This window comes from Bartonella bovis 91-4 (assembly GCF_000384965.1).
Taxonomy (GTDB): Bacteria; Pseudomonadota; Alphaproteobacteria; order Rhizobiales; family Rhizobiaceae; genus Bartonella; species Bartonella bovis.
Map to the genome: position 1 here is coordinate 1379667 of NZ_CM001844.1, position 12569 is coordinate 1392235.

The 12569-nt window shown below is 36.3% G+C and carries 15 protein-coding genes (1 of these 15 only partly in view); 6 read left to right on the forward strand and 9 right to left on the reverse strand.

From position 1 onward, the window contains the following. Positions 1-242: the 3' end of a M23 family metallopeptidase gene (locus BBBE_RS05965; protein WP_010701627.1), read on the forward strand. Its footprint begins 1771 nt before the window's first position; the window shows 242 of its 2013 coding nt (coding positions 1772-2013); its start codon lies off the left edge, out of view; its stop codon occupies positions 240-242. A gap of 228 nt (positions 243-470) precedes the next feature. On the opposite strand, the gene BBBE_RS05970 is transcribed toward BBBE_RS05965, so the two are convergent. Genes BBBE_RS05970 through BBBE_RS05985 form a run of 4 tightly spaced genes read right to left on the reverse strand, consistent with a single transcriptional unit; the run spans position 471 to position 2892 of the window. Further along, positions 471-1901 (reverse strand): sensor histidine kinase, encoded by a 1431-nt coding sequence (locus BBBE_RS05970; protein WP_022708740.1) that lies wholly within the window; start codon positions 1899-1901, stop codon positions 471-473. A 29-nt stretch (positions 1902-1930) separates the two neighbouring features. Next, entirely contained in the window at positions 1931-2116 is a 186-nt protein-coding gene (locus BBBE_RS05975) for a hypothetical protein (protein WP_022708741.1), read from the reverse strand. Between the two features lie 11 nt (positions 2117-2127). Beyond that, positions 2128-2682, reverse strand: a complete 555-nt coding sequence (locus BBBE_RS05980) for an RNA polymerase sigma factor (RefSeq protein WP_010701629.1) — start codon at positions 2680-2682, stop codon at positions 2128-2130. A 6-nt stretch (positions 2683-2688) separates the two neighbouring features. Next, positions 2689-2892 carry a NepR family anti-sigma factor gene (locus tag BBBE_RS05985; protein ID WP_010701630.1) on the reverse strand — a complete coding sequence of 68 codons (204 nt, stop codon included), beginning with the start codon at positions 2890-2892 and terminating at the stop codon, positions 2689-2691. A gap of 163 nt (positions 2893-3055) precedes the next feature. Here BBBE_RS05985 and BBBE_RS05990 point away from each other — a divergent pair, with 163 nt between their 5' ends. From BBBE_RS05990 to BBBE_RS06005, 4 genes are all read left to right on the forward strand, one after another. Further along, a complete protein-coding gene (locus BBBE_RS05990) occupies positions 3056-3850 on the forward strand; it encodes a response regulator (RefSeq protein WP_010701631.1) in 795 nt (264 codons plus the stop codon). Positions 3851-3870: 20 nt separating this feature from the next. Continuing rightward, the gene (locus BBBE_RS05995; RefSeq protein WP_010701632.1) at positions 3871-4890 is read left to right on the forward strand and encodes a sensor histidine kinase; all 1020 of its coding nucleotides are present in this window, start codon (positions 3871-3873) and stop codon (positions 4888-4890) included. A gap of 291 nt (positions 4891-5181) precedes the next feature. Continuing rightward, a complete protein-coding gene (locus tag BBBE_RS06000) occupies positions 5182-5490 on the forward strand; it encodes a hypothetical protein (protein WP_010701633.1) in 309 nt (102 codons plus the stop codon). A gap of 99 nt (positions 5491-5589) precedes the next feature. Continuing rightward, on the forward strand, positions 5590-6048 hold the full coding sequence (locus BBBE_RS06005; RefSeq protein WP_010701634.1) for a hypothetical protein: 459 nt from the start codon (positions 5590-5592) through the stop codon (positions 6046-6048). A gap of 7 nt (positions 6049-6055) precedes the next feature. Here the strand turns inward: BBBE_RS06005 and BBBE_RS06010 are convergent, their stop codons facing one another. The 5 genes from BBBE_RS06010 to BBBE_RS06030 form a co-directional block, all read right to left on the reverse strand. Continuing rightward, on the reverse strand, positions 6056-6769 hold the full coding sequence (locus BBBE_RS06010) for a DUF4167 domain-containing protein (RefSeq protein WP_010701635.1): 714 nt from the start codon (positions 6767-6769) through the stop codon (positions 6056-6058). Positions 6770-7785: 1016 nt separating this feature from the next. Beyond that, a complete protein-coding gene (locus tag BBBE_RS06015; protein ID WP_010701636.1) occupies positions 7786-8100 on the reverse strand; it encodes a hypothetical protein in 315 nt (104 codons plus the stop codon). A gap of 128 nt (positions 8101-8228) precedes the next feature. Beyond that, positions 8229-8945, reverse strand: coding sequence for a CtxA-like, cholera toxin A subunit (locus BBBE_RS06020; RefSeq protein ID WP_010701637.1), 717 nt, complete (start codon positions 8943-8945; stop codon positions 8229-8231). A gap of 753 nt (positions 8946-9698) precedes the next feature. Next, positions 9699-10013 carry a hypothetical protein gene (locus BBBE_RS06025; protein WP_010701638.1) on the reverse strand — a complete coding sequence of 105 codons (315 nt, stop codon included), beginning with the start codon at positions 10011-10013 and terminating at the stop codon, positions 9699-9701. Positions 10014-10141: 128 nt separating this feature from the next. Next, positions 10142-10858: an enterotoxin A family protein gene (locus tag BBBE_RS06030; protein WP_010701639.1), complete on the reverse strand. Its 717-nt coding sequence runs from the start codon at positions 10856-10858 to the stop codon at positions 10142-10144. A 525-nt stretch (positions 10859-11383) separates the two neighbouring features. Between BBBE_RS06030 and BBBE_RS06035 the strand changes: the two genes are divergently transcribed. Next, on the forward strand, positions 11384-12316 hold the full coding sequence (locus tag BBBE_RS06035) for a formate dehydrogenase accessory protein FdhE (RefSeq protein ID WP_244428350.1): 933 nt from the start codon (positions 11384-11386) through the stop codon (positions 12314-12316). The last annotated feature ends 253 nt before the right edge of the window (positions 12317-12569 follow it).

The following is a 12569-nucleotide window of genomic DNA, read 5'->3' on the forward strand; positions in this document are numbered from 1 at the left end:
TTAAACGAGGAATGAAAGTGCAGCAAGGGCAAATAATTGGATATGTTGGATCAACTGGTCTTGCAACAGGGCCTCATTGCCATTTTGAAATTATTGTTAACGGCACAAAAGTTGACCCCATGCGCATCCGCATACCCAACAGTAAAGAATTAATCAATCAAGATCTACAAACATTCCTGCGAGAAAAACGCAATATTGATTCTTTAATCAATAGCCCCACAAAATCAACCAATGATTCTTAAATCAGACTTTAGTTCTGATGATCAGAAAAAATACTAAAAGTACACTCTTTTCAATTTTTTAAAGCAACAAAAGAGTAAAAAGGCTTATACAAATAGAATACTAAAAAGGAGAGCTAAAAAACGCATAAAGCCGAATGTTTTAAAGCCTACAAAAAAGCAACGCTTGGCTTTCCCTTACACAAGGAAGCAACACATAAAAGAAGAGAAGGAATTTTTAAATAGCGCTTCTTAAGAGACAAATGATGAACCATTCGCCTTACGGGTTTTTAGTTTTGGTAAAGGAATGATTACCTTTGTACCACCTAAATCAGATGTTTCAAACGATGGTTTTTCACCAAACTGCATACAAAGTTGTTCGACAACCAAGTGGCCAAGGCCCGCTTTTTCTTCTAAATTTTGGTTGTTAATGCCCACACCGTCATCTTCAACAATCAAGATCATTTGATCATTATCCTGAGGAATAAAAGAAACATAAATATTCCCACACCGTTGATCAGGAAAAGCATGTTTTAAAGCATTTGTCAGCAATTCACCAAGAATAATCCCAAGTGTTGTTGCATCTCTTGATGATAATTGGCAATCTTTGAAAGATGTATGAATGGTGATATTTTCGCGCAATTCAAGAGGCACAGCCAATTCAACATCATGAACAACCGAGCTTAGAAATTCGGCCACTAAAGTTGTTTCCATATCATCACACAAACGCAAACGTCGGTGTGCTGTGGAGATTGTTTGGATACGATCACGTGCAGCACCAAGAACAGAACGTACTTCTTCATTTTTACTTCGATTTAATTGCAAAGCAAGCAGAGAAGACACTGTACTGAGTGAATTTCCGATGCGGTGACTTGCATCTTGCAAAAGCATTTCAACACGCTGGCGTTCTTTTTCAGCGTGGTTGCGTGCTTTTTCCAATTCTTGTGTTCGCTCTTTCACACGTGCTTCAAGAGCAGCATTTTCACTATGAAGCAACAATTGATATGTTTTTAAGTAACGAACATCACGGCGAAACCGGTTAATTACAAAATAAGCTGAAATAAAAGTGCTGACAACAGCAACAATTGCTGCCAACGTTAAGGCAGCACGCATCATAGCTATGTCTTTGCGTTGTTTTTGCCGTGTAGTATTATCACCATTGATAAAATTTGTCATTAACTGAGCTAAACGTGCAACTTGAAGTTTTGAAATTTCAGGAGAAGGCGGTAGTTTAACTGATGGATCGGAAAAAGAATCAAGAGAAACCATATGCGCAATCATAATGGCTTTGCGTGTTTCAACTTCTTTTTTAAAAGCAGTAAACCATTCATACCATTGTGGCTTGGAGTAAACAATAAGCCCAGTGTAATCAAGAATATCATCAAGATCACGAGCTGCATTTGTAAAGTGAGCTTTATCTTCCTCTCTGCGGGTACTTTCATAGCGACGGTCCGCTGCCGCCATATTAATCAAATTAATTAGCACCAAATCAGCTTGTTCTCGCAGCTGTGAACTTGTATTCAACCGCGCAATTTCCCGATCTACTGCGTTAGATAATAACATAATAAAAATTGCAGCTAAACAAGCCATCAAAAGAGAGATGATAATTGCCACCCAACGCCAACGTGTAATCGTTGAACCAGAAGAAGATATTTGAGGGAGAAAATCCGTCTGTGTTGTCATAGAATTTCCATCAATAAACCTGACAATCGTCATTCTTCAGTGTATAGGAGAAGGGCTTTTCTGATCATCGGTGTAAAAACCCCAACAGATGCTTGATGCAGGCCTTTTTTATTTTTTCTCAAAATGCAGGCCAAACTGTTCAAAAGATCTTCCAAACGGTGATTTCCTGTAAAAGTTGTAATGGAAAGACAAAAAACAAAGCTTTTTACCATCATGGTGACGCTCTTTAGTTATTAAATGAGCACAATGTACTTCCAGCCGAATAAGTATCGGGGCCATAATCGGATTCACCATTTACTTTGAGAAGTTCTTGCAAACGATTGCGCGCTCTACTGACACGGCTTTTAATTGTCCCTACAGCGCAATCACAAATAGCTGCAGCATCTTCATATGAAAAACCAGATGCACCAATTAAAATAATTGCTTCTCTCTGATCAGCAGAAAGCATGTCTAAGGCCTTTTTAAAATCTTGCAAATCCAATGACCCATATTGAGCGGGGTGAATAGCGACATTTTTAGACAAAAGGCCATCACTATCTTGAACCTCTCTACCTCTTTTGCGCATCTGACTGTAAAATTCATTACGCAAAATGGTAAAAAGCCAAGCTTTGATATTTGTACCCATTTCAAAACTGTCTTGCTTAGCCCATGCTTTCATAATGGTGTCTTGAACTAGATCTTCCGCCTTATCGTGCTTACCACTTAAAGAAATAGCAAAAGCGCGTAGAGCTGGCAGAATCAAAAGCAATTCTTGTTTAAAATTTTTCGCACCCGTCATCATAAAGGATCAAACCTCTTTTGCACTGTTTAAAGAGGCACGTTCTACCTGATCCAATTTTTCCAAAAGTTCTAGAAAACGAACAGGAATAGCTTCTTCCTGAATTCCCATATAAAATTGGCGCAATTTCAGAACGATTTCGCTATTAACGCCAAAAAGATTATCGCCAAGTGCAGAAGGATCGGTGAGATTTTTTTCACCACAGTCGTTCATTTTTCAGTCCCTTAACCCATATATTAATTCAAAGAAGATTTTTCTCTTCATGGTTGTAAATATAGTTGCGCTCAAAAAGTTCCATATGAGGGAAGGAACTTTTTCGTATGTTGGGAATTTTAATTTTCAAAAGCGCTTTTAAAGACAGAAGGAGTTATCAATCATGTCATTATCAATGCGTATTGCCCCACATCTTCCTTATCTTCGGCGTTTTGCTCGGTCTGTTACAGGCAGCCAATCGTCTGGCGATGCTTATGTAGCAGCAATGTTAGAAGCGCTTATTACCGATATCTCCATTTTTCCAAAAGCATCAAGTGATCGCATTGGAACCTATCGGCTCTTTTGTCATCTTTTTGATCAAACCACACCCAACATCGCCGAGCCACTGCCGCAATTTGGTCTTGAACAAAAAGCAAACGCAAAATTATCGTATCTTACACCACGTGCACGCCAAGCATTTTTACTCATTGCTGTAGAAGGCTTTAATGAGCGTGAAGCGAGCGAAATTATGAATATTGATGCACAAAAGTTTCATCAATTCCTCAACCAAGCATCCATTGATATTTCAGCACAAATAGCTACACAAATTATGATTATTGAAGACGAGCCTCTCATTGCGATGGATATTGAACAAATGGTAGCAAATCTTGGACATCAAGTCGTAGGGATTGCACGCACCCGTGATGAAGCTGTTGTCATGTATCATCAAAAAAAACCTCGGATGGTTTTAGCCGATATTCAATTGGCAGATAACAGTTCGGGTATCGATGCAGTCAATGACATTTTGAAAAATGACCACATACCTGTGATCTTTATCACTGCTTTTCCAGAAAGATTATTGACAGGAGAACGCCCTGAACCGACCTTTTTGGTAACAAAACCCTTTAATCCTGATATGGTAAAAGCACTCATTTCACAGGCTTTATTTTTTCAAGAAAATGCTTCCAAAGCCGCATAATGGAAAGCAATATTTCAATTATGAACATCAACCCTGTTTCTACTCTGCCTATGGACAGATCCCATCTCAGCGCCCTTATGCAGGCCATCCGCAGCGCTGATATTTGTGTTTTCTATCAGACAACAAATCTGATCCATTTATGGGCTGAAAACTTGCCTCAGCATTTGCACAATAAATGGCGCGTGGGGTGTCGTGATAATGATTTTTTTTCGCTCGATCTTGCCGATAAGATGGAAACAATCAAACTACAGGTCTTAACCACTGGCAAAATGCAAACTATTGAAGTGCAATTTGAAGATATGGCAAAACAAGAAATCTGGTATAAATTCTCGATTGATTGTGACCGTAATGATCGTGGAGAAATTATCGGCATAATCACCACTGGTGTTGAAATTTCAGGCTTGCGCCGACGCGAACAAGTGTTGAAAATTTTGCTCCGAGAAGTCAGTCATCGCTCTAAAAATCTTTTGGCTATCATTCAAAGCATTGCTAGCCAAACTGCACGCTATACAGAATCGCTCCAGGTTTTCTTACGCAAATTCCAAGGGCGTCTGCATTCTCTTTCTCATTCTCAAGATCTCATTACCGATTCCAACTGGCGTGGAGCACAATTTCGTGAATTGGTACAATCGCAAGCTTTGGGGTATCTTGTAAAAGAAATAGAACGATTCTCTATTGAAGGTGCTGATCCTTACCTCTTTCCAAATGCAGCTTTGCATATTGGTTTGGCTTTTCATGAATTAATTGTCAATTCACTCTCTTTTGGTGCCCTAGCGCAAGAAAAAGGAAACATATCTGTGCGCTGTGAAATCCACGCAAACACTAATAAACCAGCAAACCTTTTAATCACTTGGCATGAAAATTTTGAACCTGGAACCACTCTTTGTGAGCATAATAAAGCCTGCTTTGGCAGTACAGTTTTAGAAAAAATTGTTCCCATTTCTGTAAATGGATCAGCTTCTTTAAAAGTAACAGAAAAAAGCGTGATTTATTGCTTATCTGTGCCTGATACTTATTTTGATTTTGACACGTTCTCTTAAAAAAATATTTCAAACACGAAGCAATACACCTCCTCATCATTGCCGATATGACAAGCGATTCTATTTATGCCCCCTTTTTGAAGCAAAGACATAAAGTTTGCACTACTAATTTAGTGAAAATCAAACCAATACAACCAACCTCTTGGCAATAAATTTACGCCACTACTCTTTGAGAAATAAATCTGCTCCACTCACCTTTTGGAACAAATCAAATGTGTAAGCGTTTAAGCTACAAACCCTTTTGTAAGCAGTTACTTAAAAAATTATCAACATTTTTGGGGAAGGTATTTTATGAATCCTATCGTTGCTGTCCTTCTTTTAGTTTCATGTACCGATGATTTGAACAGCTGTTATTCCAATGACTCCATGGTGAAAGTCTACCCAACAGCACAAATATGTGAGCAAAATATCATACCATCAATCAAAAAATTAACGTCTTCAGGTCAGCAAATCTTTGCCCAATGCACAGACATACCAATAAACTCAACACAACAAAAAACCTCCCTTGTTTGGTCTGTTACAAACCAAGGCAACTTCTTGCTTCAAAGTCTCCATAACAATGATAACGAGCAAACAGATCTTAAAGCAGACACCTTGTGACCTCTTTCTTGTCTTTTCTAAGCACTTATCCATTGTAAAAAAATTATTTAAAGCATAAACCCTTTAAGCCTTAAAAAAAGAACAATGGAAAAATGTACCATGACTTATAATAATACGCATGCTTTTGAGGAAAATCACCCAGAACAACGCACCTTATCTCAAGATGAACCTTTAGATCCTGCAGTAGAACGGGTGAGAAAAAAACTCATGCGTTTAATGATCATATCCATTTCAATTACAATCATTCTTATTCTTTTTGTGTTTGCGGGAATAATCTATAAAATTATAACACCTGAAATAGCTTCCAAACAAATAAAGTCTCTTTCTCTTCAAAGCGATAATCTACCCTTTACCAATCACACACTCTCTTTGCCACCAAAAGCACAGATCATATCGCAAAGTCTCTCAGACCATCACATCTCACTGAGAATTTTAATGCCAAACGGGCAAACACATTTTATGATTTATAATTATCACACAGGTGCTCTTATCGCCAATCTTTCCGTAACAATGACACAAGAAACAGCTGTCACAAGGCCTTCAAGCACAATAAACTAACGCAAGCTTAATTTTTTTCACCAACTGAACGCGTTGTTGCCACCTTGCGTCGACGTGGCTTTTTGGGTACCTCCTCTTCACCAGATGAAGGAAGGGAAGCTATTTTTTCTGCAGATTTATTCCTTTTTTCAGACAGTTTTAGAACTGTCTGAGGCTTCTCACTAGAAGACGACTCTTGAGCCTGAGCATGCCGATGCGACAAACGACGCGACTTTTTAGCAGTTTCATTCCCCCCTTCAGCAGTTTTTTTCCCTTTCTCAACCGTTTCAGTTAATCCAGAACCTTTAGTTTCTAGCCCATCAGATGGCCGTACATCTTTTTTGCCACCTTTTCGTCTCTCATTGTGTTCTTGTGATTGCGCGTGCATCACAGGCTTTTCATCATTGCGATCATCTATTTTAGCATCTTCAGCACCTGTTTCTTCACAACTCTTCTCACCATTTTCATCAACCTGAGCTGGTTGAGAGTTATGCCCAACTGCTGCAAGGATAATACGCAAATAATGTTCAGCATGTTGCAGATAATTTTCCGACATAACACGATCGCCAGCACCTTGTGCATCACGCGCAAGACTTATGTATTTATCAGCAATTTGCTGGGCATTACCACGAATTTTAACATCCGGTCCGTTACTTTCATAATTGCGGGACAATGGATTAGGGCCACGACGATTATTGTTATTATTACGATTGCGTACCCGTCTATTTTGCTGTGACCTCATATGTATCCCTTTTGGACTATACTTATTAACTGATTCTTCTTATCGCATTATTTCTTTAATAATGCTGACCATGTTCAAAATACGGTTATGGAACTATCCCCGTTTTATTTAACTTAAATGATATTGAATTGACATCATATCAAAAGCGCATATTTTTTGAAAATCACCCAACACAGCAGGGAATATTTTAGTATAATTCCCAATTTGCCTGCTAACAAGCAGAAACGTAACGATGTTCTCATAAAATTCCAAGTGTTTTTTTTAAAAATAGCTCATATTTCTTAAAAAAATGATCATCTTGTGGAAAAATAGTAAAAAAAAGTACTCTCATATGGTACAAAAAGCTCAATAAATACCCTTTCCCTTGGGCATTATCACCTCTTAAAACCTATAAGACTTTACTGCCCCTTCACATATGAAACCTATAAAAAGCGCAATGAAGATAACATTTCTAACAATAAACAAACCACATCTTACCTTCTCATCAGAGGCTTTTCAAGCACTCATTGCCTTTTATATTCAACTCTCCCACGAAGCTTTCATTAACTCATTTCGTTTGAATTGGCTAACAATAGTGTTATTCAAGCAGCACTTGCACCAACAAATCATAAGCTTTAATAAAACGCTCTAATTATGTTATAAATGTGATCACTCTATAATGTGGTCTAGATCAGTGATTCATAACAAGCCATGGTGTCATCATGAAACAAATGATGCATAAGCTAAAATCAAATGAAAGTTTTCATATAAATTTTAGAATGTAAAAAACACACCTCAACAATAAAACGAGCATTTTTCACTTTCTATTTTCACCGTTAATTGGTATTTTTATATAAATTGCTTTTTCAATTTTAACTACAAAGCTAAGTAGTAAACTTTCCTTAGTACATACACGCTACAAATTCTCTATCCCTCCTAATTGATTCTCTATCCCCTCCTAATTGAATAAAAAATGAGAGGCTTTCCCGCCTCTCATCAAACTCTTTAGAGCATTCACCAAAACATAACTTGCTATATTATTTGAAAGTAATGCCTAATACTGGTTTTACTTCCTTTCCATTACCTACAAACCTTACTTCTACTGGTCTTTCTAGAATGAGTGCTGTTTTAGCCAAATCCAGAATGTTTTTTCCATACACGTTATCACACGACCACTCTCCTAACTGATGATCACCTGGATTTGATCCGTATGTTACTTTTAAAGTGCACTGTTTTTCATCGATTTTAACCCAATTTATATAGCCTGGTTGTTCATACGGCCCAGCAAATGCTGTTCCAACCATTAAAACCATCATACTCAAAGATAAAAGTATTTTTTCTTTAATTTTCATAATAATTTTCCTCCCTTAAAATTTAAAATAAAATAAGATTATTTTTCACGTATTATATAAACGCTATACTTATAAATTATACAGTATATAAGTAGTATTATAAATAGATATATTTATAATACTTTATTTTAATCAAGAATAGTAACTATCACTCCAAGTATAGAGTAATGAGTTTTCCAAAAGAACTCTTCTCCAAATTCCTGTGCTGATTTAATAGGAGAACAAGATGCTATTGATGTACAGTTAGCAAATTCAATCCATGGAGATTCTGTCCAAGCTACGTGCTTAATAGGAAAACCAGCTAGTTGTGGTTGAGCACCTGATGATGAAAAATTTCCATATAACCGCTCGTTGTAATCTGGATTGGGAACAAATGGATCAACTTTCCCGTTTCTTACTCTTTCCCATCCAATAATTTGATTCCAACGAATAACACCCAATGCAGATACTTCTTCCTCAATCGCATATCGACTATACTTTCCCAACGATTCATTAAGATCAACAAAATTAGGGGTAGTCTTAATATGATAAACATAACCATCCTTATCAAGGTTAAGATCAATCCACTCCATTGCAAATTCTCGAGAAATTGTTGTTGAAACGTAGCCATTACCTAGCCCAGTAGGAAACATTGTAAGCATATGATCCCATAAATTTATGCTTGGTGGAGGTTTATCAATCCATGATTCATCTAAACATCTAGGATAAAAACCACCAGTGATTTTTACATCTTTAGGATCATTTTTAGTTGCGCGATAGACTGTTTTGATATCATCGGCAAAAGCAGAACACGAAAATATAAAAATCATTAAAGAAATAAATGATTTCAGTATAATTTTTCTCATAAAAACCTCCCCATTATTATATAAATAATACATATACCGTTATTAATTTAAGCCATAAATGATGCGTAATTAAAACCATCATGACACAGTGCAAAGAGCACCTTTTAAGTGCTTTTTCCAAAGCACTTCTCCTTAAAAATCACCAAAATCTTACTGCCCCTTCACACATAAAGTCTATAAAACACAATAGAGACAACCCCTCATTATACTAAACAAACCAAATCTCACCTTGTCATTAGAAGCTTTTTTTCAACCGCTCATTGCCCTATATAACGTGCTTGTGCGTGAGATCTTTTAATTTGTTATGTGTGATCGGTCAGCTAATAGCGTTATTCAAGCAGCACTTGCACCAATAAACACGAGCTTTAATATATATTATAAATATTCACTCTATAATGTGATCTAGATCAGTGATTCATAACAAGCCATGGTGTTATCATGAAACAAATGATGCATAAGCTAAAATCAAATGAAAGTTTTCATATAAATTTTAGAATGTAAAAAACACACCTGAACAATAAAACGAGCATTTTTCACTTTCTATTTTCACCGCTAATTGGTATTTTTATATAAATTGCTTTTTCAATTTTAATTACAAAGCTAAGTAGTAAACTTTCCTTAGTACATACACGCTACAAATTCTCTATCCCTCCTAATTGATTCTCTATCCCCTCCTAATTGAATGAAAAATGAGAGGCTTTCCTGCCTCTCATCAAACTCTTTAGAGCATTCACCAAAACATAACTTGCTATATTATTTCAAAGTAATGCCTAATACTGGTCTTACTTCCTTTCCATTACCTACAAACCTTACTTCTACTGGTCTGTCTAGAATGAGTGCTGTTTTAGCCAAATCCAGAATGTTTTTTCCATACACGCTATTACACGACCACGTTCCTAACTGCTGACTACCTGGGCTTGATTTGTATATTATTTTTAAAGTGCAATGTTTTTCATCGATTTTAACCCAATCTATATAGCCTGGTTGTTCATACGGCCCAGCAAATGCTGTTCCAATCATTAAAACCATTATACTCAAAGATAAAAGTATTTTTTCTTTAATTTTCATAATAATTTTCCTCCTTTAAAATTTAAAATAAAATAAGATTATTTTTCGCTTATTATATAAACGCTATACTTATAAATTATACAGTATATAAGTAGTATTATAAATAGATATATTTATAATACTTTATTTTAATCAAGAATAGCAAATATCACTCCAAGTATAGAGTAATGAGCTTTCCAAAAGAACTCTTCTCCAAATTCCTGTGCTGATTTAATAGGAAAACAAAATAATTTTGATACGCAGTTAGAAAATTCAACCCATGGATGTTCTGTCCAAGCTTTGTAATTAATAGGAAAACCAGCTAGTTGTGGTTGAGCACCTGATGATGAAAAACTTCCATATAACCGCTCATTGTAATCTGGATTGGGAACAAATGGATCAACTTTCCCATTTCTTATTCTTTCCCACCCAATAATTTGATTCCAATGAATAACACCCAATGCAGCTACTTCTCGTTCAGACGAATATGGACTATACTTTCCCAACGATTCATTAACATCAACAAAATTAGGGGTAGTCTTAATATGATAAACATAACCATTCTTATCAAGATTAAAATGGACCCAACCTATTGCGAATTTTCGAGCAGTTGTTGTTGAGATGTAGCCATTACCTAGCTCAGTAGTAGACACTGAGCTCACATGATCCCACAAATTTATGTTTGGTGGAGGTTGATTAATCCATAACTCATCTAAACCTTTAGGATACAAACCACCAGCGATCTTTGCATCTTCAGGAGTAGCCTTAGTTGCGCGATAGACTATTTGGACACTATCGGCAAAAGCAGAACATGAAAATATAAAAATCATTAAAGAAATAAATGATTTTAGTATAGTTTTTCTCATAAAAACCTCCCCATTATTATAATACATACACCATCATTAATTAATTTAAGCCCTGATGATGAGTAATTAAAACCATCATGACACAATGCAAAAAACACCTTTTAAGGGCTTTTTTCCAAAGCATTTCCCCTTAAAAACTACCGAAATCTTACTGCCTCTTCACACATAAAGCCTATAAAACACAATGAAGACAACCCTTTATTATACTAAACAAACCAAAACCTGTTATCAGAAGCTTTTTTTCAACCGCTCATTGCCCTATATAACGTGCTTGTATGTGGAATCTTTAATAATTTGTTATGTGTGGATCGATCAGCCAATGGTGTTATTCAAACAACACTTGCAACAACAAATCAAAATTTTTATTAAGACTTTCCAATTGTGTTATAAATATGATCACTCTATAGTGTTGTCTACATCAGTGATTCATAACAAGCTCAGGGTGTCATCATAAACAAATGATGCATAAGCTAAAATCAAATGAAAGTTTTCATATAAATTCTAGAGTGTAAAAAACACACCTCAATGATGAAAAAACAAACAAGGGGAATGATTACCATGCTACAACGCAATACTCTCTTTGAAAAAAAGAGCGAGAGTAACACTGCCCACCCCTCCCCTTGGGTCAAACTGCCTGATAGAGAAATTTTGTTTAAAAAGCGAGCTCACCGTTTTGCGCATTTAGCCACAACCAGCCCCAATAAAGAAGATCTCTTATTTTGGGCTCATTTTTGTAATGCACAGCAACAATTAACAAACACATTGCAAGATTTTTCCACAGCACTCAGCCGCTTTACAACTGTATCTACCCCTCCTTTTGATAGATCAAAAATATTGAGCTTAGGATTTTATGATAGTGTTGTGCACAATTTTTTAAATCATATTTCGACCAGCGCACTACCTTTAAAATATCAAGAAGCTTTCAATCAAATACAACAAAAACAAGACCAATGGCGCTTATGGGGGCATAATCTGTTAAATTATCCGCTTTCCCACCAACATTTAGCAGAACATATTTTCATCATCGGTGCTTTGCAAATTATTTACTGCCTCACCGCTTCACAGCTTGATCCTCAAACATTGACCCCACAACAAAACAACCTTTGCCCAGCCTGTGCAGGTACACATTTGGCCAACATTGTTGGTGGCTGGAAAGGAGAAGAAAAACAACGGCTTTGTTCCTGCCTTTATTGTGGCGCATCATGGCGCTCAGCACATCTTCAATGCACTTTTTGTAACACAACACACAACACATTTCACCATAACTTTGAAAAAGATTCAAAAAATATTCTACTAGACAGTATTCTCATTGAAACATGTGAAGTATGTAGACATGATTACAACCAACTCAATCAACAAGACCATTCCTCTCTCAATGTTTTTGCTGACGATAATGAGAACGCTCATCCCAGATTTTTTCTTGAAATTTCACCTTCATTTGAAGCAGAAGAACTCTAACCCTTTTTTAACAAAAAATGAGCAGTTGAGTATTCCCCTACTCCTAACATCATCCCATTTTGGGTAGCAATTTAAGAAAGTGTTTGCTTTGCTATCCTTCATAAGCATTGCACTATCGCAAACCATCATAAAATTTACAGATATCGAAGTATTCTTCGCATCTCTTTAAAAGATTTTTGATCACAAAAAAGTAATGCCACCTTGTAAAGGAATGGCTCACGCACTCATACCTTTCAATACAAAAAATGCACAA

Coding starts and splice junctions, on each gene's coding strand:
- BBBE_RS05970 (WP_022708740.1), bottom strand. CDS start 1,901: ATGACAACACAGACGGATTTTCTCCCTCAAATATCTTCTTCTGGTTCA.
- BBBE_RS05975 (WP_022708741.1), bottom strand. CDS start 2,116: ATGATGGTAAAAAGCTTTGTTTTTTGTCTTTCCATTACAACTTTTACA.
- BBBE_RS05980 (WP_010701629.1), bottom strand. CDS start 2,682: ATGATGACGGGTGCGAAAAATTTTAAACAAGAATTGCTTTTGATTCTG.
- BBBE_RS05985 (WP_010701630.1), bottom strand. CDS start 2,892: ATGAACGACTGTGGTGAAAAAAATCTCACCGATCCTTCTGCACTTGGC.
- BBBE_RS05990 (WP_010701631.1), top strand. CDS start 3,056: ATGTCATTATCAATGCGTATTGCCCCACATCTTCCTTATCTTCGGCGT.
- BBBE_RS05995 (WP_010701632.1), top strand. CDS start 3,871: ATGAACATCAACCCTGTTTCTACTCTGCCTATGGACAGATCCCATCTC.
- BBBE_RS06000 (WP_010701633.1), top strand. CDS start 5,182: ATGAATCCTATCGTTGCTGTCCTTCTTTTAGTTTCATGTACCGATGAT.
- BBBE_RS06005 (WP_010701634.1), top strand. CDS start 5,590: ATGACTTATAATAATACGCATGCTTTTGAGGAAAATCACCCAGAACAA.
- BBBE_RS06010 (WP_010701635.1), bottom strand. CDS start 6,769: ATGAGGTCACAGCAAAATAGACGGGTACGCAATCGTAATAATAACAAT.
- BBBE_RS06015 (WP_010701636.1), bottom strand. CDS start 8,100: ATGAAAATTAAAGAAAAAATACTTTTATCTTTGAGTATGATGGTTTTA.
- BBBE_RS06020 (WP_010701637.1), bottom strand. CDS start 8,945: ATGAGAAAAATTATACTGAAATCATTTATTTCTTTAATGATTTTTATA.
- BBBE_RS06025 (WP_010701638.1), bottom strand. CDS start 10,013: ATGAAAATTAAAGAAAAAATACTTTTATCTTTGAGTATAATGGTTTTA.
- BBBE_RS06030 (WP_010701639.1), bottom strand. CDS start 10,858: ATGAGAAAAACTATACTAAAATCATTTATTTCTTTAATGATTTTTATA.
- BBBE_RS06035 (WP_244428350.1), top strand. CDS start 11,384: ATGATGAAAAAACAAACAAGGGGAATGATTACCATGCTACAACGCAAT.